Source organism: Devosia sp. J20-27, assembly GCF_055808595.1.
Genome location: NZ_CM147875.1, coordinates 1,243,819 through 1,265,956, shown reverse-complemented (window position 1 = coordinate 1,265,956; position 22,138 = coordinate 1,243,819). Strand labels below are relative to the sequence as shown.

The following is a 22,138-nucleotide window of genomic DNA, read 5'->3' as shown; positions in this document are numbered from 1 at the left end:
TTGCTTTGTCTTGGGATCGATCGAGGAAAACCCCTCGGCTCCTCGAAATCGCGCTCCGTCTAGCATGATGACAGAGCCACACGCAAGGCTGCGTGACGGACTCTTTAAGGCAGTTTTGTCGCAGTTGTGACGCAGGCAATTGCTCAGAAAAAGCTCTGCGGATCGATGTCGACCTGAATCCGCAGATTCCCCGTGGCTCTCGGGGCGCTCTCGATCCAGAACCGGACATAGCCCGAGAGGTCGAAATCCTTGCCCGACTGGGCAAGAAGTCGCACCCTGTGGCGGCCGCGAACCATGGCAATCGGTGCATCGGCCGGGCCGAAGAGCTTCAGCCCGTCAGCCATCGGCGCTGCCGCCAGCAGGCTCTTGGCGAAGGCAAAGGTCGGATCGTGCTCGTTGCCCGAGACGATCAGCGCCGCCAGCCGGCCGAACGGCGGAAGCCCGCCGGCCTCGCGGCTGGCCAGCTCGTAGCTGTAGAAGGCCTCGCGGTCGCCCTTGATCATCGCCTGCATCACCGCATGGGTCGGGTGATAGGTCTGCAGGAACGCCCGGCCCGTCTTGCTGGCGCGACCGGCCCGGCCGGTGACCTGGGTGAGAATCTGGAAGGTTTTCTCCGCCGCCCGGGGATCGCCATGCGCCAGTCCCAGGTCGGCATCGAGCACCCCGACCAAAGTCAGCTTTTCGAAATGGTGCCCCTTGGCGACCAGCTGCGTGCCGATGATGAGGTCATACTCGCCCCGCTCGATCTCGGTGAAGCGATCGCGGATCTGGGCGTTCGATCCCATGTCCGAGGAGAGAATGACGGTGCGCGCATCGGGAAAGCGGGCGGCTGCTTCCTCGGCAACCCGTTCGATGCCCGGTCCGATCGGCACCAGCGAGTCCACCGCGCCGCAGGCGCCACAGGACTGCGGCACCCGCTGCTCATGCCCGCAGTGATGGCACATCAGCACGCCGCGAAAGCGATGCTCGACCAGCCAGGCCGAACAATCCGGGCACTGGTACTGGTGGCCGCAGGCCTTGCAGAGCGTCAGCGGCGCATAGCCGCGGCGATTGAGAAACAGCAGCGCCTGCTCGCCGCGGTCGAGCGTCGCGAACACTTCGCGCGCCAGCCGCGGCGCGATCCAGTGGCCCTTTTCCGGCGGCTCCTCGCGCATGTCGAGCGCCGTGATGTCGGGCATGGCCGCCTCGGCAAAGCGCGACGTCAGCAGCACGTGGGTGTAGCGCCCCTGATTGGCATTGTTGCGCGATTCCACCGATGGCGTGGCCGAGGACAGGATGACCCGCGCCTCGGCAAACCTTGCGCGCACCACCGCCATGTCGCGGGCGTGATAGTTCACCCCCTCATATTGCTTGAACGCTCCGTCATGTTCCTCGTCGAGGACAATCATCCCCAGCTCGCGGAACGGCAGGAAGAGCGCCGAGCGCGCGCCCAGCACCACGCGCACCTGGCCCGACAGCACGCCGCGCCAGACGCGGCCGCGCTGCACCGGCGTCATGTCGGAATGCCATTCAGCCGGACGCGCGCCGAAGCGGCGGGTGAAGCGCTCGAGGAAGGTGTGGGTCAGCGCGATCTCGGGCAGGAGAATCAGCGCCTGCCGCCCGGCCCGCAGCGTTTCCGCCACCGCCTCGAAGAACACCTCGGTCTTGCCGCCGCCGGTGACGCCATCGAGCAGCGCCACGCCGAACCCGCCGACCGGGATGGCACTGATCTGGGCCAGCGCCTGCGCCTGCTCGGGGTTGAGCGTCGGGATTGCGGCATCGGGATCGGGTGGCTCGACGATCGGCGGCGCCGGGACCTCGACCCGTTCCAGCGCCCCGGCCTTTTCCAGCCCCTCGATCACCGAGGCCGACACACCGCTGGCCCCGACAATGGCGGCCTTGGCCCAGGCCGAGCCATCCTCGACCACATCCATGACCCGCAACCGCGCCGGTGTCATCCGCGCCGGCTCTTGGCCGGTCTTGCGGAAGGCCACCAGCGGCCGCTCGGGCTCCAGCGCCTCGGTCGAGCGCAGCACCGACCGCAGCACCAGGCCGGGCGCCGCCAGCGTATAGCGGCTGACCCAGTCGACGGTCTTGAGCAGTTCTTCGGACAGCGGCGGCGTGTTGTAGACCTGCGCGATGTCCTTGAGCCGGTTATGGGCAAAATTGTCCTTGGGCACGCCCCAGACGACACCCAGCGTCAACCGGCCGACCAGCGGCACGGCAACGATGGAGCCGCGCACGACCGACATCCCGGCGGGGACCCTGTACGAATAGGGTCCATCCACCGAGACGCTGACCATGACGGCGACGATGTCGGGAAGCTGCTCCATGGGTGCCCGTTTTGTTCACGGGACCATAGGCAGCGCAAGGTGATTCTGCGACGCCCCTAGATGACGAGGATCGGCGTGCCGCTCGGCACCCGGCTGTGCAGATCGATGATGTCCTGCTGCAGGAGCCGCACGCAGCCGCTGGAGACGGCCTTGCCGATCGAGCGCTCGTCCGGATTGCCGTGCAGGCGGTAGAGCGTGTCGCGCCCGTCCTTGAAGATGTAGAGCGCCCGCGCGCCGAGCGGGTTTTCGAGGCCCGGCGGCATGCCGTTGCGGTATTCCTCCAGCTCGGGCTGGCGCTCGATCATCTCGGATGGCGGCGTCCAAGTCGGCCATTCGCGCTTGTAGGCGATCATGGCGCGGCCCGACCAGGCAAAACCCTCGCGGCCGATGCCGATGCCGTAGCGCATGGCCTGACCGTCGTCGCGCACGAGGTAGAGGAAGCGGTTGGCCGTATCCACCACCACCGTGCCCGGGCGCTCGCCGGTCGGATCGGGGACGACCTGCCGCCAGTACTGCGGCTCCACCAGATCGATGCGCGCCGCCGGCAGCGGGAAGCGCTCATTGGGCATGGCGGCATACATGGCCAGCACGTCGGGCGGCACGCGCGGCGTATCGGCGACCACACGGCCGCTGCCGGAGGTGGCGCAGCCTGCCAGCGCCAGAGTGGCGAGACTGGCGGCGCCGCCGAGGAACTGACGGCGGCCAAGGACAAGAGAAGTCATGGAAATAGCTTTCGTTCGCAGCTGATCGCTGCACGGGGTAATGCGGAAACGGAGGAATGGATGCCTTGGCTCAGGCGCGGCGCGGCGGCGGCAGGCCCGGTTCGGCGGAAAAGGCGCCCGGCATTGCGTCGCTCAGCGAGGCTGCCATCGGTTCGGCCGCCGGCGGGTCGAGCAGCACCTGCGCCGGCATCACCCCGGTATCGGACCGGCAGGCCAGCAATCGGCTGCTACCGGTCAGCAGGCAGGGTGCCTTCACATAGCTGCCATTGGCCTGCAGGATCAGCATCGGCGCCGGATGTTCGACGACACCACGCGCGCCCATCACCACGCTGGGTACCGTGACGGCAACCAGCGCGAGCAGCAGCGTGAAAATGGCGAACACTCGGGTCATGCAAGGATGCTTGCAGGGTCAATTGCGGCGGCCAGATGGCAGGATAACGGACGCCACGCCTGCCGATGCAGCCATGCAACGCCGCCGGTCAGATCATTTCGAGCGGCGATTTGCGCCGCGGCGGCGGGAAAGCCCTGTCCAGCATGGCAATATCGTCTGCCGTGAGGACGATTTCGGCGGCCGCGGCGTTGTCGCGAACGTGATCGACACTGCCGCTCTTGGGGATGGCGATCATGTTGGGCCGCGACAGCACGAAGGCCAGTGCGATCTGCGCCGGCGTCCGCCCGTGCGCCTCGGCGATGCGCGCCAGATTGCGGTCGCCGGCCAGCCGCCCCTGCCCGATCGGCGAATAGGCCATGACCGGGACCTTGTGGTCGGCCTGCCAGTCCAGGAGGTCATATTCGATGCCGCGACGGCTGAGGTTGTAGAGCACCTGATTGGTCGCCACCGCCGCGCCGCCAAGCTCGAGCAGTTCCTCCATGTCCTCGACATCGAAATTGGAAACGCCCCAGTGTCGGATCTTGCCGGCCTGCTGCAGCGCCTCGAAGCCGGAAATGGTGTCATCCAGGCCATAACCGCCGCGCCAGTGCAGCAGATAGAGATCGATCACATCGGTGCCCAGCCGCTTCAGGCTGCGCTCGCAGGCGCGCACCGTCTGCTCATGACTGGCATGGCTGGGCAGCACCTTGGAGACCAGGAACAGCCCGTCGCGCCGCCCCTTGATGGCCTCGCCGGTGACCTCCTCGGCGCCGCCATCGGCGTACATCTCGGCGGTGTCGATCAGCGTCATGCCCAGATCGATGCCGGCCTGCAGCGCCCGGACCTCGCCGGCACGCAGACGCGACTGCTCGCCCATCTTCCACGTCCCCAGCCCCAGGGCCGGAACGGTTTCGCCTGACGGCAGGGCGATCTGGGCGATGGGCATGCGGGGCTCCTTGGGTGGTCGCGATAATCAACCACGTGCTAACATCATCCGTCTAGGATGGCACCATGAGCAGCACCGCCTTCCGCGTCGACGCGCGCATCGAAAAGCACATTGCCGGCTGGCACCGCGACCTCGGTGCCGTGCGCCGGCTCGCCGCCAATACGCTGGAGGCTTACCAGCGCGACCTTGGCGCCTTCCTGTCATTCCTTGCCGGACATACCGGCGGCACTGTCAGCGTGGCGACGCTCAAGGAGATGCGGGCGGCCGACATCCGTGCCTATTTCGCCGTGCGGCGCGAAGAGGACCTGCAGTCGCGCTCGCTGGCGCGGGCACTCTCGGCCATCAAGAGCTTTTTCCGCTATCTCGAGCGCGAAGGCGTGATGACCACCGAGGCACTCAACGTCATCCGCACACCCAAGGCGAAGAAATCGTTGCCCAAGCCGCTGACCGTGCTCGAAGCGCGGACGGCCATCGCCACCACCGGCGAGATGGAAGACCGCCCCTGGGTGGCAGCCCGCGACATGGCCGTGCTGTCGCTCTGCTACGGCGCCGGCCTGCGTATTTCCGAGGCGCTGGCGGTGACCCGGGCCGATCTCGACACCAATGTGCTGCGCGTCACCGGCAAGGGCGGCAAGACCCGCATGGTGCCGCTGATCGAAGCGGTGCGCGCCAGCATCGAGACCTATCTCAAGCACTGCCCGTTTGCGCTGACCCCGACCCAGCCGCTGTTCCGCGGCGTCAAGGGCGGTACGCTGTCGCCGCGGCTGATCCAGCTGCGCGTCGCGCAATTGCGCTCCGCCCTCGGCCTGCCGCCATCGGCCACGCCGCACGCCCTGCGGCACTCCTTTGCCACCCACCTGCTGGGCCGTGGCGGCGACCTGCGCGCCATCCAGGAACTGCTCGGGCACGCCTCGCTCTCGACCACCCAAATCTATACCGCCGTCGATACCGACCGCCTGCTGGAAAGCTACCGCGCCGCGCACCCGCGGGGGTAGGTGCTTTCGGGGAGGTGATGCGCGCGAGCGCGCTTCCTCCTCGATGTCACCCCGGCGCAGGCCGGGGCCCAGTATGCTCTGGCCTGGTTCGAGTGCAGCAGTGCCGCCAGGCCAGCGTTTACTGGATCCCGGCCTGCGCCGGGATGACGGCGGTAAATGGGGGGAGTGAGCAGCGTCCTCGTGGTTCGAGAAGCTCACCATGAGGAGAGCGGATAAGGATGAGGCGGATAGATATTTCATGCCCACCGACAAGTCAGTCGCTACCTACCCAAGTCATATGTGAGACCTCATCCTGAGCTTGTCGAAGGACGAGGTCTGGCACCGGCAGGCATCCAAACACCCCGCTTTACAGCCGGCGCCGGCAGGCGTACGAAAACGCCATGTTCGCGCGCGCCATTATTCTGATTGGCAAGATTTGGCTTGGCCCCAGCAGGGACCGGGACGCGCGCGGCTGACACCCCGCGACTCCACCGGCCCGCGCCATCAGGCGATCCGGTGAACATAACGATCCGGTCGCGAGCAACCGCTCCCGGTTGATGGCAGGGCCCAACACTGGACTGCCGATAATGCCTTCCGACACCACTGCCCCCCGTTTCGATGTCCGCAACCTCGGCTGGCTGGGCCTGGCGCTGGCCATTGGCGGCGCCGCGTTCTTTGCCACCAAGGGTATCGTCATCAAGCTGGCGCTGCTCGAAGGCGTGGACGCCGTCACCACCCTGACCTGGCGCATGATCGTCGCCGTGCCGATCTTTCTCTGCGTCGGGCTGCTGGGCTACCGCCGCAAGATGGCGACGCGGCCGGCCGGGGCACCGCCCCTCCTCAACCTGCCGACCATCCTCAAGACACTCGGCGTCGGCGTGCTTGGCTATTACGTGGCCAGCTATTTCGACTTCCAGGCGCTCGAGTATATCTCGGCCCAGTTCGACCGGCTGATCCTGCTGACCTATCCGTTCTTCGTGGTGCTGTTCGGCGCGGTGTTCTTCCGGCGCAAGGTGACGCCGCTGATGGTGGGCGCCATGCTCATGAGCTATGCGGGCATTGCGCTGATCTTCTGGCGCGACTTCCGGCTCGAGGGCCATGACGTGCTGCTCGGCGCCGGCCTCGTGTTCATCGCTTCGATCAGCTATGCCGGCTACCAGATCCTCGCCAAGCCGCTGATCGACCGCATGGGCGCCCAGCTCTTTACCTCGATTGCCATGTCGGGCGCCGGCCCGATGGTGGTGCTGCATTTTCTGCTGACCCACCCGGTGAGCGACCTCGCCGTCAGCGGCCCGGCGTTCTGGCTGATGCTGGCCATCGGCACCGTATCCACGGTGCTGCCGGCCTATTGCATCTCCGGCGCCATCGGGCTGATCGGGCCGGAACGCACGGCGGTAATCGGCAATGTCTCGCCGGTGGTGACCATTGCCCTCGCCGTCGTCATCCTCGGCGAAGCGTTCACGCTCTGGCATGCGGCCGGCACCACGCTGGTACTGGTGGGCGCGTGGCTCTTCACCCGCAAGGCGCGGGTGAAAACCCCCAAGGTGGATGTCGAGCCCTAGTTGGCGGGCGGCGGACCAAGCGGCAGGTCTGGCGTCCCGGCGGGCACCGGATTGGCCTTGAGATCGGCAATCAGCGCCTTCATCTCGGCGATTTCCCTGACCTGCGCGGCGTAGATGCTGTCGGCCAGTTCGCGCACCCGCGGGTCGCGGATATGGGCCCGGCTGCTGGTCATGATGGCAATCGAGTGGTGCGGAATCATGGCCTCCATATAGGAGACATCATCGACCGTCGTCTGGCTGCGGACCAGCCACAGCGTCAGCACGAAGACGACGACGCTGCCCGCGAGGATGGCGATGTTGGTGGTGCGGTTCTTGTACATGCCAAGCATGAACAGCAGCATGATCACGGCCATGACGCTACCCATCAGCAGCGCCATCCACATCCGCGTCTGGCTGAAGAACACGTGGTCGAGCTCGAACGTGTTCAGATACATCAGGCCGAACATCACCACCGTGGAGCTGGCGATCATGGCGCCGAAACGCAGATAGCTCATGGCTTTCTCCTCAGACTGGTTTGAGGAGAAAGCCCCGGGCCGGCGATCAGGTTCCGGAAAAGTCCGGCTGTGGCCTAGATGTGGATGGCGCCGTCGCCGCACATCAGGGCGGCTTCGCGCACCGCTTCGGACAGCGTCGGATGAGCGTGGGTGGTGCGCGCCAGATCTTCGGCGGCGCCGGAGAATTCCATCAGCACGGTCAGTTCGTGGATCATTTCGCCCGCGCTGCGGGAGATGATCACGGCGCCCAGCACCCGGTCGGTCTTGACGTCGGCGAGGATCTTGACGAAGCCCTGCGTCGCCAGCATGGCCTTGGCGCGGCCATTGGCCGTGAACGGGAACTTGCCGATCTTGTACTCGATGCCTTCGGCCTTGAGTTCGTCCTCGGACTTGCCGACCCATGCCACTTCCGGGCTGGTGTAGAGCACCGACGGAATGGCGCCGTAGTTCACGTGACCGGCCTGGCCGGCGATGATCTCGGCGACGGCGATGCCCTCGTCCTCGGCCTTGTGCGCCAGCATCGGCCCGGCAATGACGTCGCCGATGGCATAGATACCCTGCACATTGGTGCGGTACTTGCCGTCGGTGCGGATACGGCCGCGCTCGTCGAGGGCGACGCCGACCACCTCCAGCCCCAGCCCTTCGGTGAAGGGCTTGCGGCCGACGGCCACCAGCGCAACGTCGAACTCGGCCAGTTCCATGTCGCCGCCAGCGGCCGGCTCCAGCCGGGCGGTCAGCGAACCATCGTCGTTCTTGTCGATCGACTTGACCTTGGTGCCAAGCTTGAACTCCATGCCCTGCTTCTGCAGCATGCGGTGCAACTGCCGCGCCGCCTCGCTGTCGAGGCCGGGCACGATACGGTCGAGGAACTCGACAACCGTCACCTTGGCGCCGAGGCGGGACCAGACCGAGCCGAGCTCGAGCCCGATAATGCCCGCGCCGATCACCAGCAGGCGCTTGGGCACCTGCTTGAGCTTGATGGCGCCGGTCGAGCTGACGATGGTTTCCTCGTCGACTTCGATGCCCGGCAGGTTGGCCGAGACCGAGCCCGAGGCGATGATGATGTTCTTGGTTTCGATGGTCTGGCCGGCGCCCTTTTCGGGGGTGACCAGCACGCGGCCCGGCGCGCCGATCGAGCCGATGCCGCGGAAGGTGGTGATCTTGTTCTTCTTGAACAGGAAATCGACGCCCGAGACATTGGCCGTCACGGTGTCGTCCTTGTGCGTCATCATCTGCGCCAGGTTGAGCGTCGGCGCCGGAATGTCGATGCCGAAACTCTTGAAGCTGTGACCAGCCTCCTCGAACAGTTCGGACGCGTGCAGCAGGGCCTTGGACGGGATGCAGCCGATATTGAGGCAGGTGCCGCCATGGGTGGCCCACTTCTCGACCACCGCGACCTTCATGCCGAGCTGGGCGGCGCGAATGGCGGCCACGTAGCCCCCCGGCCCCGAGCCGATTACCGTGAGGTCGAACGTGTCAGCCATGATGTCTCCGAACCGCTGCTGCTGCGCCAGGGTGCGCAAGCCCTAGATAGTCGTCCCTACCGGGTTAAACCACCCATCCGTTCGATGAAAGCCCCGTTGACACAGCATCCAGTATTTTAGAACGCCACGCCGAAGAACATCAGCGCCAGACCGGCGAGCGACACCACCCAGACCAGCGAGCGGATCTGCGGTACGGCAAGGATGTAGAGCGGCAAATAGGCCCAGCGGGCCCAGAAGTAGATGTGGGCGCCCCACTGCGTCAGCACATCGGAGCGGCCGGACAACTCGGTGGCGATCGCCAGCGCCAGGAACACGCCATAGGTCTCGAGCAGGTTGCGCAGGGCCTTCTCGCCACGGGCGGTGAGCGCATTGGGCGGCGCTTCGTTGTCACGGCCGGTATTGGCGAACTCGACCCCGTGCTGCAGGCGATAAAGGGTGGACTGCACGCCGACATAGCCGGCAAACAGCGTGGTGCTCCAGATGAGCAGCGTCAGTTCAATCGACATGGGATTCGGCCCGCCCTGGTGTTGGTCTGCTGCAGCAACGACGCGGCGGCCGCGAAGTTTCGTCGGCCCTACTCGCAGCCGGTCAGATCGAACTGGTCCCAGGGCTCGTCGCCGGGGCCATCGAGGACGCTGTAGCGCAGCTTGCGGCCCAGATCGGCGAGCACGAGGCTAGGCGGCGCCGGTTCGTCGGCCATGGGCAGAAACGCGATCCGGCCATCGGCAATGGCATAGACTACGTTAGACCAGACCTTGCACTCTTCCTCCTGCTGCTCCGACATCGGCGCATCATCCGGACCGGGCCGGTCGCAGCCGGAATAGAGCGAGCCGACATCGCGGCTGGTCCCCATGTTGGAGGCCACCTGCCCCCAGAGCACGCGCTGGTCGGGCAGCGTCATTTCGAACACGCCCGACACCATGCCCATCTGTTCCCAGGATTCCGGCGGCCGGAATTTCAGCTGATAGCCAAGCTCGCCGTCGCTGTAGACGGCATGCTCAAGCGTGCAGACCTCCTCGGCCGACGCCGCATTGGCGGTAAGCACCGAAACCAGTGCCAGTGCAGACAGTGAGCGCATCCATAGCCCCGTAATCCTGATCCAGGAGGTAAGACGCCGGCCGGCCGCCAAAGCTTGGGGGCGAAACGGGCTCATGGCGAAATGGCACGCCCGCCGGTCACCGAAATGGTCGACCCGGTGGTGTAGGAGGCTTCCTCCGACAGCAGCCAGAGAATGGCATTGGCCACTTCCTCGGCCGTGCCGGCACGCGCCATCGGCAGCGTCGGACCGACCTGCGCGGCCCGGTCCGGTGCACCGCCCGCGGCGTGGATTTCCGTATCGATTATACCGGGACGGACGCCGTTGACGCGGATGCCTTCGCCCGCCACCTCCAGCGCCAGCCCGACAGTAAACGTGTCGATGGCGCCCTTGGCCGACGCATAGTCGACATAGGTATTGGCGGCGCCAAGCTTGGCGGCAGCCGAGGACAGGTTGACGATGCCGCCACCCTTGCCGCCGTGCCGGGTCGACATGCGCCGGATGGCTGCCGCGGCACACAGGAAGCTGCCGGTGATATTGACCGCAAACATACGCGCCAGCCGCTCCGGACTCATCTCGTCGACCCGCTGCGCCACATCGACGATGCCGGCATTGTTGACCAGCCCGCCCAGCGTCCCCAGCCGGTCGGCGGCGCGGAAGATGTGCTCGACGTCCTCGGGTATCGAGACGTCGCCGCGCGCCGCCACGGCCTCGCCGCCCGCGGCGTGAATCTGGTGACAGACTCGCTCGGCCGCTTCGACATTGCCGACATAGTTGACCACGACGGCATAGCCGCGCCTGGCGGCAAGCAATGACGTTGCCGCACCGATACCGCGGCTGCCGCCGGTGACCACGAGGACTGGACCAGCCATGAACGTTCTCCCTGATTTTTCGGAAAGCTTAGTGGGCGCCCGGCGAAACACAAGGCGCGACAGGGCTCAACCGTTCTTGCGGATGATCTCCACCGACACCGACAGGCGATAGACCATGTCGGGCACCTGCTCGACGAGGTCCATGATCCCGGCGTCAATGCGGCTGACGAAGCTGTCGCAGAGTTCGGCCGGCGTGACGAGCGAGGTCAGCAGCGCCTTTACATCCGCTTCGGCCCGCGGCTCCAGTTCTGCCTCGCTCACCGCAACGTCGAAATGCTTCAGCATGACATCGGCGAGGTCGAGAACTGGCGTGTTCTGCGCCTCCCATCTGGCGCGCGCCGTCTCCATCAGCGCCGGCTGTCCGGTCTCAAGGCCGCAGCGCTCCATCAAGAGGTCCATGGTGAGGAAGGCAACATGCACCCGCGTCGCGTCCTCGGCGGTGGCGATGACGGTTTCCTGGGCGATTGCAAGCGAGAGCGGAAAAATGTTCAAAAAAAACAGGCCCGCCAGAAGGCGGGCCAGAATGTTGGTCTGCAACATGATTACCCCCAGAGGAGGGCAATCAGACGCTATCGGCGTCTAGAGATCAAGCACCAGACGCTCGGGAGCCTCAAGACTTTCCTTGACGCGCACGAGGAAGGTCACTGCCTCCTTGCCGTCCACCACACGGTGGTCATAGCTCAGCGCCAGATACATCATCGGACGGACGACGACCTGGCCGTTGACCACCACCGGACGCTCCTGGATCTTGTGCATGCCCAGGATACCCGACTGCGGCGCATTCAGGATCGGCGTCGACATCAGCGAGCCATAGACGCCACCATTGGAGATGGTGAAGGTGCCGCCCTGCATGTCGGCCATCGCCAGCGCGCCGTCGCGGGCCTTCTTGCCCAGGACGTTGATGGCCTTCTCGATCTCGGCGATCGACATCTGGTCGGCATCGCGCACCACCGGCACCACGAGGCCCTTGTCGGTGCCCACCGCGACGCCGATATGCGCGTACTGCTTGTAGACGAGGTCCTCACCATCGATCTCGGCATTGACCGCCGGAATCTCCTTGAGGGCATGCGTCACGGCCTTGGTGAAAAAGCCCATGAAGCCGAGCTTCACGCCGTGCTTCTTCTCGAACAGTTCCTTGTACTGGGCCCGCAGGTCCATCACCGGCTTCATGTCCACCTCATTGAAGGTGGTGAGCATGGCGGCCGTGTTCTGGGCATCCTTGAGACGCCGCGCAATGGTCTGGCGCAGGCGGGTCATCTTCACCCGCTCTTCACGCGGCTCGTCCTCGGCAGCGACCGGAGCGCGCGGCGCAGCCGAAGGCGCCGGAGCGGGAGCCGCAGCAATCGAGGGAGCGGCAGGCGCAGCCGGTGCAGCGGGCGCCGCCTTGGGTGCCTCGGCCTGCCTGGCGGCAGGCTGGATGACGGCCGAGCCGCTGGCTGCGCCGGCCGGACGCGACATGGTCGCCAGCACATCTTCCTTGAGCACCTGACCGCGCTTGCCCGAGCCGTCGACGTCGCCCAAGCTCATGCCGTTTTCGGTCATCAACTTCTGCGCCGAGGGACTGGCCGAACCGTTGGCGGCCGCCGGCGCGGCTGCCGGAGCAGCCTCGGCCCTTGGAGCGGCTGCAGGTTCGGGTGCCTTGGCGGGCTCCGCCGGCTTGGCAGCCTCGGCGGGCTTGGCCGTCACGGTGGCGCCGGCCGCGCCGATGGCGCCGATCAGCGCTCCGACATTGACTGTATCGCCCGGATTGGCAGCGATCGATTCCAGCGTCCCGGCGGAGGGCGCCGGCACCTCGATCGTCACCTTGTCGGTTTCGAGCTCCACCACCGGTTCATCGGCGGCGACCGCATCGCCAACTTTCTTGAACCACTGGCCGATGGTGGCTTCGGTGACGCTCTCACCCAGCGTTGGTACCCGGATTTCTACCGACATTCATTCCGATCCTTATTTGGCAAACGCTTCTTCGAGGAACGTCTGCATCTGCGCCAGATGCGTGCGCATCAGGCCCGTGGCGGTGGAGGCCGACGCCGGCCGTCCGATATAGCGCGGGCGCTCATTGCCCTTGCCCATCTGATCGAGCACCCAATCGATATAGGGCTGCACGAAGGCCCAGGCACCCATGTTCTTGGGCTCTTCCTGACACCAGGCGATATCGGCATTCTTGAAGCGATTGAGCTCGTCGAGCAAGGCCTTCGCCGGGAACGGATAGAGTTGCTCCACACGCAACAGGTAGACATCGTCGATGCCGCGCTTCTCGCGATCCTCGAGCAGGTCGTAATAAACCTTGCCCGAGCACAGCACGACGCGGCGGATCCTGTCGTCGGGAACCAGCTTGATCGTGGTCTTGGGCGCGCCCGGCGCTTCGGCATCGTCCCAGAGCAGGCGATGGAAGCTCGACTCCGCTCCGAACTCGGCCAAGGCCGACGTAGCACGCTTGTGGCGCAGCAGCGACTTGGGCGTCATCAGCACCAGCGGCTTGCGGAAGTCGCGGGTCACCTGGCGGCGCAGGATGTGGAAGTAATTGGCCGGCGTCGTGCAGTTGGCGACCTGCATGTTGTCTTCGGCGCACAGCTGCAGATAGCGCTCGAGCCGCGCCGACGAATGCTCCGGCCCCTGGCCTTCATAGCCATGCGGCAGCAGCATCACGAGACCGGACATGCGGAACCACTTGCGTTCACCCGACGAGATGAACTGGTCGATGACCACCTGCGCGCCATTGGCGAAATCGCCGAACTGCGCTTCCCACAGGGTCAGCGTCGTCGGCTCGGCCAGCGAATAGCCGTACTCGAAACCGAGCACCGCTTCTTCCGACAGCATCGAGTTGATGACTTCGTAGCGCGCCTGGTCCTCGCTGATATTGTTGAGCGGGGTATAGGTCTCGTTGTCGCGCTCCTGGTCGTTGAGCACGCTGTGACGCTGGCTGAACGTGCCGCGCTCGACGTCCTGACCGGAGAGCCGCACCGGATGGCCCTCGTCGAGCAGCGTGGCAAAGGCCAGCGCCTCGCCGGTCGCCCAGTCGATGCCCTCGCCGCTCTCGATCGCCGCCAGGCGATTGTCCATGAACCGCTTGACGGTCTTGTGGATGTTGAAGTCCTTGGGCACGGCGCACAGCCGCGTGCCCACGCGCACCAGGTCTTCCATCTCGACGCCGGTATCGCCGCGGCGCGGACCGTCGATGTCGGCCTTGCGCAAGTCCTTCCACTGGCCGTCGAGCCAGTCAGTCTTGTTGGGGCGGAAATCCTGTCCGGCTTCGAACTCGGTCTCCAGCGTCGCCCGCCAGTCCTGCTTGAGCTTGTCGAACTCTTCGCTGGTGATCAGGCCCTCGCTGATCAGGCGCTTGGAGTAGATATCCAGCGTCGTCTCGTGGCCGCGGATCTTGGAATACATCAGCGGCTGGGTGAAGCTGGGCTCGTCGCCTTCGTTGTGACCGAAGCGGCGATAGCAGAACATGTCGATGACCACCGGACGCCCGAAGCGCTGGCGGAACTCGGTCGCCACCTTGGCGACATAGACCACCGCTTCCGGATCGTCGCCGTTCACATGGAACACCGGCGCCTCGATCATCTTGGCGACATCGGTCGGATAAGGCGACGAGCGCGAATACATCGGCGCCGTGGTGAAACCGATCTGGTTGTTGATGACGAAATGGATCGAGCCGCCGGTACGGTGGCCCTTGAGGCCGGAAAGCCCGAGGCACTCGGCTATCACGCCCTGGCCGGCAAAGGCGGCATCGCCGTGCAGCAGCAACGGCAGCACCACCGAGCGATCGGTCTGGCGGGTGTCGGCAATGAACTTGCCGTCAACGGCCGAGCGCTGGTCCTGCTTGGCGCGGGCCTTGCCCAGCACCACCGGATCGACGATCTCGAGATGGCTGGGGTTGGCGGTCAGGCTCAGGTGGACGCTGTTGCCGTCGAACTCGCGATCGGCCGACGCACCCAGATGGTACTTCACGTCGCCCGAACCTTCGACTTCCTCGGGATAGAAGGCGCCGCCCTTGAACTCGTGGAACAGCGCGCGGTGCGGCTTGGCCAGCACCTGCGTCAGCACGTTGAGACGGCCACGGTGGGCCATGCCGAGCACGATATCCTTCACGCCCAGCGCGCCGCCGCGCTTGATGATCTGCTCGAGCGCCGGGATCAGCGCTTCCGAACCATCCAAGCCGAAGCGCTTGGTGCCGGTATACTTGACGTCGATGAACTTCTCGAAGCCTTCGGCCTCGACCAGCTTGTTCAGGATCGCCAGCTTGCCTTCGGGCGTGAACTTGATTTCCTTGTCCGGCCCTTCCATGCGCTCCTGGATCCACTGCTTGGCTTCCGGATCGGAGATGTGCATGAACTCGACGCCGACGGTCGAGCAATAGGTACGGCGCAGCACTTCGAGCATTTCGGGAATGGTGGCGAATTCCATGCCCAGGTAGTTGTCGATGAAGATCTTGCGCGAGTAATCGGCCTCGGTGAAGCCGTAGGTCGCCGGATCCAGTTCGGGCGCCGGATCGTCGGCCTTCATCTTCAGCGGATCGAGATCGGCATGCAGATGGCCGCGCATGCGATAGGCGCGGATCATCATGATGGCATGGATGGCGTCGCGGGTGCCCTGCAGCACATCGACCGTGGACGGCGCCGCGGCGCCCTCGCCGGCCGCCTGCTTGCCCAGCGCCTTGCTGGTCTTGACGGTAATATCGGAAAGCGGCCAGTCGCCGTCGAGCGCCGACACCAGATCGCCATTGGCCGCGACCGGCCAGTCGCTGCGCTGCCACGACGGGCCGTCGCTGTTCCTGGTCGCATCGGCCGCCGAGTCTTCCAGCCGGCCGAAATAGCTCGCCCAGGTCGGGTCGATGCTGTCGGGATCGGTCTTGAAGCGGGCGTACAGATTTTCGATGTAGTCGGCGTTGCCGCCATACAGGAAGGAAGAGAGCAAGAACTGTTCGTTCTTTTCTTGTCGGGTCATGGTGTGTTGCAGGGCTTCGACCCCGCCATCCTTCTTGGCCGCCCCGGAAACACTCGACGGGGCCTCATTGCGCGGGCCGGAGTGTGCCCGCTTTGTCTTTGCATCCTGTTAAGGAAGGCGGGCGCTCCACACCCGCTCTCCTTCCTACGACTCAGGGGCCGAATTCAGCCCTTGAGGACTTCTGCCAGAGTGACGCCGATCCTTGCAGGGGATCGCGACACTTTGATGCCTGCCGACTCCATCGCAGCGATCTTGTCTTCGGCGCCGCCCTTACCGCCTGAAATTACGGCGCCAGCATGGCCCATGGTACGCCCCTTCGGCGCCGTAAGGCCAGCGATGAAGCCGGCCATCGGCTTTTTGCGGCCGCGCTTGGCCTCGTCGATGAGGAACTGCGCCGCTTCTTCTTCGGCCGAACCGCCGATTTCGCCGATCATGATGATCGACTTGGTGGCTTCGTCGGCCAGGAACATCTCGAGCATGTCGATGAATTCCGTGCCTTTGACCGGGTCGCCGCCAATCCCGACCGCCGTGGTCTGGCCGAGGCCGGCATTGGTGGTCTGGAACACTGCTTCATAGGTAAGCGTGCCCGAGCGCGAGACAATGCCCACCGAGCCCTTCGAGAAGATGTTACCGGGCATGATGCCGATCTTGCACTCTTCAGGCGTCAATACGCCGGGGCAGTTCGGTCCGATCAGCCGCGACTTCGACTTTTCCAGCTTGGCCTTGACCCGCACCATGTCGAGCACCGGCACACCTTCGGTGATGCAGACGATGAGCGGGATTTCCGCATCGATGGCTTCCTCGATGGCCGCGGCGGCGCCGGCCGGCGGCACATAGATCACCGACGCATTGGCGCCGGTCTGTGCCATGCCCTCGGCCACCGTGGCAAAGATCGGCAGCGAGGTGCCATCCACGCCGGAGGTCCAGTTCTCGCCGCCCTTCTTGGGATGCGTGCCGCCCACCATCTTGGTGCCATAATAGGCCAGCGCCTGTTCGGTGTGGAACGTGCCGGTCTTGCCGGTCAGACCCTGCACGAGGACCTTGGTGTCTTTGTTGACGAGAATGGACATAGGCGTTTGGCTCGCGTGCTGGAAGCGGCGTGACTAGCAGTAGCTGTCAGGCACGACGTCTTCGGGGTCAGGTTCGGAAGTCGAGAATTTCAGCACCAGGCCGGAGAACCCGGTCTCCTGCTTGAACTGGCTCACTTCCGGGATGAAGGTCATATAGGTATCGCCGGTGCGCGGCATGGGACAGGGCGGACCCCAGACCCAGCCGGCCAGGTGCATGTTGACCTGGCTGTCGGCGATCGGGTTGCCGGTCAATGCGCTGACCAGTTCGGGGTCGATCGGCGCGGCGGCATCGAAATTGTAGAGATAGCAGCCGATAAAGACCCACGGATTGAGCGGGTCGTCGGGCTCGCCGATGATCGCCGTGGCGCGGTCGACCACGAGGAAATGCGCCACGCCCTCGATCGGCTTGGAGTAGATGGCATATTCGAGTGTCGCCTGCAGCTCGGGATCGTCTGCCGCCGCCTCGGAGATCGCCATCATGGCGTCGAGCTCGGCATTGGCCGTGCGATCGACTTCGGTCCAGCCGGCGGCCCGCGCCGCCTGCCTGGTCCCGTCATAGCTCAGCCGCTGCGGCACGCAGGCATCCCTGAAGGCATCGACAAACGCCACGTCATAGGCCGGCGGCGCCGCCACGGCGGACGTGACGGCAAGTGCCGCCAGCAGACCGGCCGGGACGGCGTGCCGCATCAGTTCTTGCCCCGGATGGCCGCGACGATCTTCTGCGCCGCATCGTCGAGGTCATCGGCCGAGATCACGTTGAGCCCGGACGCGTTGAGGATGGCCTTGCCTTCCTTGACATTGGTGCCCTCGAGGCGGACGACCAGCGGCACCTTGAGGCCCACTTCCTTGACCGCGGCAATCACGCCTTCGGCGATGATGTCGCAGCGCATGATGCCGCCGAAGATGTTGACCAGGATGCCTTTGACCGCCGGATCGGCGGTAATGATCTTGAAGGCCGCGGTGACCTTTTCCTTGTTGGCGCCGCCGCCGACATCGAGAAAGTTCGCCGGCTCCTCGCCGTAGAGCTTGATGATGTCCATGGTCGCCATGGCGAGGCCCGCGCCGTTGACCATGCAGCCGATATTGCCGTCGAGCGCCACATAGGCGAGGTCGAACTTGCTGGCTTCGATTTCCTTGGCGTCCTCTTCGCTGAGGTCGCGCAGTTCGGCCAGTTCGGGATGACGGAAGGCGGCGTTGTTGTCGAAGCTCACCTTGGCATCGAGCACGCGGATATGGCCGTCAGTCATGACGATCAGCGGATTGACCTCGAGCAGGCTCATGTCGGTATCGACAAACGCCTTGTAGAGCGCCGGGAAGACCGACTTGGCATCCTCGGCAGCCGCGCCCTCGAGCTTGAGCGCCGCAACGATCCTGGCGACGGCGTCGGCGGTGACGCCGGCGACCGGATCGATACCGACGGTGATGATCCGCTCGGGCGTGTCATGGGCCACCGTCTCGATGTCCATGCCGCCTTCGGTCGAGACCACGAAACTGACCAGACCCGAGGAGCGGTCGACCAGCAGCGAGCAGTAGAGCTCGCGGGCAATGTCGGCGCCGTCTTCGATATAGAGGCGATTCACCTGCTTGCCGGCATCGCCGGTCTGCTTGGTGACCAGCGTGTGGCCCAGCATTTCCCTGGCATTGGCAACGACGTCGTCGATGCTCTTGGCGAGGCGCACGCCGCCCTTGGCGTCCGGACCGAGTTCCTTGAACTTGCCTTTGCCGCGGCCACCCGCGTGGATCTGGCTCTTGACCACATAGAGCGGGCCGGGCAGCGACTTGGCTGCCGCAGCGGCTTCCTCGGGCTTGAAGATGGCCACGCCCGCCGCGACCGGCAGGCCGTAGGACTTCAGAAGCGCCTTCGCCTGGTGTTCATGAATATTCACCTGAGCTCTCCTGTGCCCTTGATACTGGATAGTGTCACTAGTTGGCCCCGCTGAATTGAGCAACCAGATCGGATGCTCCCGGGACGATCACGACCGGGTCGGAACCGCAGTCGAAGAGTTTTGCCATGGCCGCGAGGCCACGCGCCACGCCGTTGGCCTGCTCGGTCGCGGCATCGACGATGCCGACGACGCAGCCCGGCGCGCCGGGGACCCCGACCTTGCTGGCCACCAGCGCCTGCGCCTTGCGTCCATCGACATCGATGAAGTGACGCAGCACCGTCGCCTGCACGCCGTCGGCATCGGTCAGCCACTCGATGGTATTGCCGACGCTGTTGAAGGCGGAAAAAGTCTCGAAGCGGTCGTCGGGCTCGCCGAAATCGACCGACATGCGCGCATCGAAATCGCTGACATAGACGTCAAAGCCGCCATAGCCCTTGCAGCGCAGTTCGGCGCCGCCCGCTTCCTCGTCGGTCGACAGCACGGTGCATTGGTCGAAATCGAGCGTGGTGTAAAAGCTCTCCGCGCTCGCCGGACTGGCCGCAACAAGTGCAGCGACCAGCGTGGGAAGCAGGAAGCGATGGGACATGGGCCGCACCCTTGCGTCGATCAAGCGAGCTTGGGCGCGATCTTCTTGCACGCGTCGATCAGGCCGGCGACAGCGGCCACCGACTTGTCGAACGCCTTCTGCTCGGCACCTGAGAGCTGGATCTCTACGACCCGCTCTGCGCCACCGGCGCCGATCACCGTCGGCACGCCGACATAGGTGCCCTTGACGCCGTATTCGCCCTTGAGGAAGGAGGCCACCGGCAGCAGGCGCTTCTTGTCCTTGAGATAGCTCTCGGCCATTTCGATGGCGGAGGCGGCCGGGGCGTAGAAGGCCGAACCGGTCTTGAGCAGACCGACGATCTCGGCGCCGCCGTCGCGGGTACGCTGCACGATGGCTTCGAGCTTGTCCTTGGTCAGCCAGCCCATCTTGACCAGATCGGTCAGCGGAATGCCGGCAACGGTCGAATAGCGCGGCAGCGGCACCATGGTGTCGCCGTGGCCACCGAGCACGAAGGCCGTGACGTCCTCGACCGAGACATTGAGTTCATCGGCGATGAAGTGACGGAAGCGCGCCGAGTCGAGCACGCCGGCCATGCCGACAACCTTGTTGGAGGGCAGGCCCGAGAACTTCTGGAGGGCCCAGACCATCGCATCGAGCGGGTTGGTGATGCAGATGACGAAGGCCTCGGGAGCGTACTTGGCGATCCCCGCGCCCACCTGCTCCATCACCTTGAGGTTGATTTCGAGCAGGTCGTCGCGGCTCATGCCGGGCTTGCGCGGCACGCCGGCCGTAACGATCACCACATCGGCGCCGGCAATGTCCTTGTACTCGGACGTACCCTTGATGGCGGCGTTGAAGCCTTCAACGGGACCCGACTGGCTGAGATCGAGAGCCTTGCCCTGCGGCACCCCGTCGACGATGTCGAAAAGGATGACGTCTCCCAGCTCCTTGAGCGCAACCAGATGTGCAAGAGTTCCGCCAATCTGTCCCGCTCCGATGAGAGCGATCTTCTTGCGCGCCATGAGCTGTTACCCCGGTATGTTTGAATTGCGGCCCCTATTAACCCTATGGCGGAAACCGTGCAAGTGAGCCGTTCGGCTGAGCGCGCGGAATTCTCCGGGCTCAGGCCGGCTCGGCGTCCTTGTGGGGCGCGCCCAGATAGTCGGCCGACTGCATTTCGATGAGCCGCGACACGGTGCGCTGGAACTCGAACTGCGTCTTGTCGTCCTTCCCCAGGGCATCGAGCGGCACGGCAAAGCTCGCCGCCAGCTTGACGCCGCGGTCATAAAGCGTATCGACCAGCAGGATGAAGCGCTTGGAGGCGTCCGAGCGCTGCCGCGAGAACTGCGGCACATGGTCGATCATCACCGTGTCATAGGCGTGGGCGAGCCGCACATAGTCGCGCGCCCCGAGCGGCTTTTCGCAGAGATCGGCGAAGTTGAAGCGCGCTGCGCCCAGGGCCGCATGCGGCACCCGGATGCTGCGACCCAGCGACGCCAGCTCGGCCGGTGCCCCTTCGGCGCCGCCGGTGAGCCGGTGCCACAGCCGGTCCATGGCAGCCCGCACCTCCGGCCCGCTGCCGAACTGGTAGACCTCCTGGCCTTCGAACTTGAGGCGTCGGTAGTCGGTGGGGCCATCGAGCGGCACCACATCGACATGTCGCTTGAGCTCGGCGATGAACGGCAGCACCAGCTGGCGATTGAGGCCGTTCTCGTAGAGCCCGTCCGGCGCCACATTGGAGGTGGCAACGACCGTCACCCCGGCGCTGAACAGCATGCCGAACAGCCGCCCCAGCAGCATGGCATTGGTGATGTCGGTAACCTGGAATTCATCGAGGCACAGCAGCCGGATATCGGCGATCAGCGGGCGTGTGACGGCGGCAATGGGATCGGCATTGTCGGCCTTGCCGCGCGCCGTGGCGCGGAAGGCGCGGATTGCCTCGTGCATCTCGTCCATGAACTCGTGGAAATGCACCCGCCGCTTGGCGTCGATCGGGACCGCCTCGAAGAACAGGTCCATCAGCATGGTCTTGCCGCGCCCCACCTGGCCGACGAGATAGGCGCCGCGCACCGGTGCCGGCTTGTCGAAAATCCCGCCCAACAGGCCGCGTGGTTTCTGCGTCAGGCCGCTGGCGACGCGATCGAGCTCTGCCGCTGCTCGCTGCTGCAGCGAATCGGCGCTCAGGGCGCCCTGCCGGACCAGCGCGGCAAGAGCGTCGGAAACCGGCCCCGGCGAGGCCAGTTCAGCCAACCATCGAGATGCCCTGGCCGCCGGCCAGAGTGCCGATGAACCGGTTCCCCGATAGGATCAGCGCCGCAATGATGTCGCCGTTCTCGTCGAACAGCTGCACCTGGCTGCCGGCCAGCTGCCACGACGCCACCACGTTGAGCCCCTGCAGGGCGCAGCCCGGCGTCGAGGCGCGGTAGCGGCTGGTGCCGGACTTGGCGGTATAGGTGAGGTTGAGCTTGCACTGCTGCGGCCCCGACACCACCGTCCAGCCGCCCAGCAGCTTTTCGATGGTGAGACCGCCACTGAGATCGCGGCCGGGCGCATTCGGCACCGTACCGACGGCATCGAGCGTGACGAACGACCCGTCGGCCGAAGCTGTGCGCAGCGGCGCCGGATTGGCCGGGTCGCCAAGGCCCGCGCCACCCGAGAGGGTCATGGTATTCTGCTGGCCGCCGAGCACCGGCTGGCCGGTCAGGCCGGGTGCCACCTGGGAGGTCTGCAACGGCTGGCCATCCGCACCCTGGCCGATGGCCGGCAGGTTGGTGGTCGCGACCTGCGACGTCTGCACCGCCGCCGCCGAATTGGGCGTGGGCAGTCGTGCCGTCTGCGGATTGTTGCTCACGCTGCTGCATCCTGCGAGCACTGTTGCCAGTGCCAGCATCGCAGCGGCTGAAACGCTCGCGCGTT

The 22,138-nt window shown here is 65.4% G+C and carries 21 protein-coding genes; 2 read left to right on the top strand and 19 right to left on the bottom strand.

The window, feature by feature from the left end:
* Positions 1 to 143 precede the first annotated feature (143 nt).
* The 4 genes from AC0L4C_RS06230 to AC0L4C_RS06215 form a co-directional block, all read right to left on the bottom strand.
* The gene (locus tag AC0L4C_RS06230) at positions 144 to 2,312 is read right to left on the bottom strand and encodes a primosomal protein N' (protein WP_473402762.1); all 2,169 of its coding nucleotides are present in this window, start codon (positions 2,310 to 2,312) and stop codon (positions 144 to 146) included.
* A gap of 56 nt (positions 2,313 to 2,368) precedes the next feature.
* Positions 2,369 to 3,034 carry a L,D-transpeptidase gene (locus AC0L4C_RS06225; RefSeq protein ID WP_473402761.1) on the bottom strand — a complete coding sequence of 222 codons (666 nt, stop codon included), beginning with the start codon at positions 3,032 to 3,034 and terminating at the stop codon, positions 2,369 to 2,371.
* A 70-nt stretch (positions 3,035 to 3,104) separates the two neighbouring features.
* Positions 3,105 to 3,425: a hypothetical protein gene (locus AC0L4C_RS06220; RefSeq protein WP_473402760.1), complete on the bottom strand. Its 321-nt coding sequence runs from the start codon at positions 3,423 to 3,425 to the stop codon at positions 3,105 to 3,107.
* Between the two features lie 88 nt (positions 3,426 to 3,513).
* Positions 3,514 to 4,350 (bottom strand): aldo/keto reductase, encoded by an 837-nt coding sequence (locus AC0L4C_RS06215; protein WP_473402759.1) that lies wholly within the window; start codon positions 4,348 to 4,350, stop codon positions 3,514 to 3,516.
* Between the two features lie 65 nt (positions 4,351 to 4,415).
* On the opposite strand from AC0L4C_RS06215, the gene AC0L4C_RS06210 reads away from it, so the two are divergent.
* Positions 4,416 to 5,345 (top strand): tyrosine recombinase XerC, encoded by a 930-nt coding sequence (locus AC0L4C_RS06210; RefSeq protein WP_473402758.1) that lies wholly within the window; start codon positions 4,416 to 4,418, stop codon positions 5,343 to 5,345.
* Between the two features lie 566 nt (positions 5,346 to 5,911).
* Positions 5,912 to 6,886, top strand: a complete 975-nt coding sequence (locus tag AC0L4C_RS06205) for a DMT family transporter (RefSeq protein WP_473402757.1) — start codon at positions 5,912 to 5,914, stop codon at positions 6,884 to 6,886.
* On the opposite strand, the gene AC0L4C_RS06200 is transcribed toward AC0L4C_RS06205, so the two are convergent.
* The 15 genes from AC0L4C_RS06200 to AC0L4C_RS06130 form a co-directional block, all read right to left on the bottom strand.
* Positions 6,883 to 7,380 (bottom strand): DUF305 domain-containing protein, encoded by a 498-nt coding sequence (locus AC0L4C_RS06200; protein ID WP_473402756.1) that lies wholly within the window; start codon positions 7,378 to 7,380, stop codon positions 6,883 to 6,885. The two genes, AC0L4C_RS06205 and AC0L4C_RS06200, sit on opposite strands and share 4 nt — an antisense overlap.
* A 74-nt stretch (positions 7,381 to 7,454) precedes the next feature.
* Positions 7,455 to 8,864, bottom strand: coding sequence for a dihydrolipoyl dehydrogenase (gene lpdA / locus AC0L4C_RS06195; RefSeq protein ID WP_473402755.1), 1,410 nt, complete (start codon positions 8,862 to 8,864; stop codon positions 7,455 to 7,457).
* Between the two features lie 116 nt (positions 8,865 to 8,980).
* Complete coding sequence (locus tag AC0L4C_RS06190; protein WP_473402753.1) at positions 8,981 to 9,370, bottom strand: MAPEG family protein; 390 nt, start codon at positions 9,368 to 9,370, stop codon at positions 8,981 to 8,983.
* Between the two features lie 68 nt (positions 9,371 to 9,438).
* Positions 9,439 to 9,942 (bottom strand): hypothetical protein, encoded by a 504-nt coding sequence (locus AC0L4C_RS06185; RefSeq protein ID WP_473402752.1) that lies wholly within the window; start codon positions 9,940 to 9,942, stop codon positions 9,439 to 9,441.
* Between the two features lie 71 nt (positions 9,943 to 10,013).
* Entirely contained in the window at positions 10,014 to 10,772 is a 759-nt protein-coding gene (locus AC0L4C_RS06180; RefSeq protein WP_473402751.1) for an SDR family oxidoreductase, read from the bottom strand.
* A gap of 66 nt (positions 10,773 to 10,838) precedes the next feature.
* Entirely contained in the window at positions 10,839 to 11,312 is a 474-nt protein-coding gene (locus AC0L4C_RS06175) for a hypothetical protein (RefSeq protein WP_473402750.1), read from the bottom strand.
* A gap of 39 nt (positions 11,313 to 11,351) precedes the next feature.
* On the bottom strand, positions 11,352 to 12,704 hold the full coding sequence (gene odhB, locus AC0L4C_RS06170) for a 2-oxoglutarate dehydrogenase complex dihydrolipoyllysine-residue succinyltransferase (protein ID WP_473402749.1): 1,353 nt from the start codon (positions 12,702 to 12,704) through the stop codon (positions 11,352 to 11,354).
* A gap of 12 nt (positions 12,705 to 12,716) precedes the next feature.
* On the bottom strand, positions 12,717 to 15,719 hold the full coding sequence (locus tag AC0L4C_RS06165) for a 2-oxoglutarate dehydrogenase E1 component (protein WP_473402748.1): 3,003 nt from the start codon (positions 15,717 to 15,719) through the stop codon (positions 12,717 to 12,719).
* Positions 15,720 to 15,883: 164 nt separating this feature from the next.
* The gene (gene sucD, locus AC0L4C_RS06160; protein ID WP_473402747.1) at positions 15,884 to 16,789 is read right to left on the bottom strand and encodes a succinate--CoA ligase subunit alpha; all 906 of its coding nucleotides are present in this window, start codon (positions 16,787 to 16,789) and stop codon (positions 15,884 to 15,886) included.
* Positions 16,790 to 16,822: 33 nt separating this feature from the next.
* Positions 16,823 to 17,476, bottom strand: coding sequence for a hypothetical protein (locus tag AC0L4C_RS06155; RefSeq protein ID WP_473402746.1), 654 nt, complete (start codon positions 17,474 to 17,476; stop codon positions 16,823 to 16,825).
* Entirely contained in the window at positions 17,476 to 18,675 is a 1,200-nt protein-coding gene (gene sucC, locus AC0L4C_RS06150) for an ADP-forming succinate--CoA ligase subunit beta (RefSeq protein WP_473402745.1), read from the bottom strand. Before sucC ends, AC0L4C_RS06155 begins: the two co-directional genes overlap by 1 nt.
* Before the next feature lie 37 nt (positions 18,676 to 18,712).
* Positions 18,713 to 19,261 (bottom strand): hypothetical protein, encoded by a 549-nt coding sequence (locus tag AC0L4C_RS06145; protein WP_473402744.1) that lies wholly within the window; start codon positions 19,259 to 19,261, stop codon positions 18,713 to 18,715.
* Between the two features lie 20 nt (positions 19,262 to 19,281).
* Positions 19,282 to 20,244, bottom strand: a complete 963-nt coding sequence (gene mdh, locus AC0L4C_RS06140) for a malate dehydrogenase (protein WP_473402743.1) — start codon at positions 20,242 to 20,244, stop codon at positions 19,282 to 19,284.
* Between the two features lie 100 nt (positions 20,245 to 20,344).
* On the bottom strand, positions 20,345 to 21,463 hold the full coding sequence (gene zapE, locus AC0L4C_RS06135) for a cell division protein ZapE (protein ID WP_473403463.1): 1,119 nt from the start codon (positions 21,461 to 21,463) through the stop codon (positions 20,345 to 20,347).
* A gap of 1 nt (position 21,464) precedes the next feature.
* A complete protein-coding gene (locus AC0L4C_RS06130) occupies positions 21,465 to 22,073 on the bottom strand; it encodes an AprI/Inh family metalloprotease inhibitor (protein ID WP_473402742.1) in 609 nt (202 codons plus the stop codon).
* Positions 22,074 to 22,138: the final 65 nt, after the last annotated feature.

Bases quoted from the DNA above. Each gene is read 5' to 3' on its own strand.
- AC0L4C_RS06145 (WP_473402744.1), bottom strand. From the start codon at position 19,261: ATGTCCCATCGCTTCCTGCTTCCCACGCTGGTCGCTGCACTTGTTGCG.
- AC0L4C_RS06190 (WP_473402753.1), bottom strand. From the start codon at position 9,370: ATGTCGATTGAACTGACGCTGCTCATCTGGAGCACCACGCTGTTTGCC.
- mdh (WP_473402743.1), bottom strand. From the start codon at position 20,244: ATGGCGCGCAAGAAGATCGCTCTCATCGGAGCGGGACAGATTGGCGGA.
- AC0L4C_RS06200 (WP_473402756.1), bottom strand. From the start codon at position 7,380: ATGAGCTATCTGCGTTTCGGCGCCATGATCGCCAGCTCCACGGTGGTG.
- AC0L4C_RS06225 (WP_473402761.1), bottom strand. From the start codon at position 3,034: ATGACTTCTCTTGTCCTTGGCCGCCGTCAGTTCCTCGGCGGCGCCGCC.
- AC0L4C_RS06210 (WP_473402758.1), top strand. From the start codon at position 4,416: ATGAGCAGCACCGCCTTCCGCGTCGACGCGCGCATCGAAAAGCACATT.
- odhB (WP_473402749.1), bottom strand. From the start codon at position 12,704: ATGTCGGTAGAAATCCGGGTACCAACGCTGGGTGAGAGCGTCACCGAA.
- AC0L4C_RS06230 (WP_473402762.1), bottom strand. From the start codon at position 2,312: ATGGAGCAGCTTCCCGACATCGTCGCCGTCATGGTCAGCGTCTCGGTG.
- AC0L4C_RS06220 (WP_473402760.1), bottom strand. From the start codon at position 3,425: ATGACCCGAGTGTTCGCCATTTTCACGCTGCTGCTCGCGCTGGTTGCC.
- AC0L4C_RS06205 (WP_473402757.1), top strand. From the start codon at position 5,912: ATGCCTTCCGACACCACTGCCCCCCGTTTCGATGTCCGCAACCTCGGC.
- AC0L4C_RS06185 (WP_473402752.1), bottom strand. From the start codon at position 9,942: ATGCGCTCACTGTCTGCACTGGCACTGGTTTCGGTGCTTACCGCCAAT.
- AC0L4C_RS06155 (WP_473402746.1), bottom strand. From the start codon at position 17,476: ATGCGGCACGCCGTCCCGGCCGGTCTGCTGGCGGCACTTGCCGTCACG.
- AC0L4C_RS06175 (WP_473402750.1), bottom strand. From the start codon at position 11,312: ATGTTGCAGACCAACATTCTGGCCCGCCTTCTGGCGGGCCTGTTTTTT.
- sucD (WP_473402747.1), bottom strand. From the start codon at position 16,789: ATGTCCATTCTCGTCAACAAAGACACCAAGGTCCTCGTGCAGGGTCTG.
- AC0L4C_RS06215 (WP_473402759.1), bottom strand. From the start codon at position 4,350: ATGCCCATCGCCCAGATCGCCCTGCCGTCAGGCGAAACCGTTCCGGCC.
- AC0L4C_RS06165 (WP_473402748.1), bottom strand. From the start codon at position 15,719: ATGACCCGACAAGAAAAGAACGAACAGTTCTTGCTCTCTTCCTTCCTG.
- lpdA (WP_473402755.1), bottom strand. From the start codon at position 8,864: ATGGCTGACACGTTCGACCTCACGGTAATCGGCTCGGGGCCGGGGGGC.
- AC0L4C_RS06180 (WP_473402751.1), bottom strand. From the start codon at position 10,772: ATGGCTGGTCCAGTCCTCGTGGTCACCGGCGGCAGCCGCGGTATCGGT.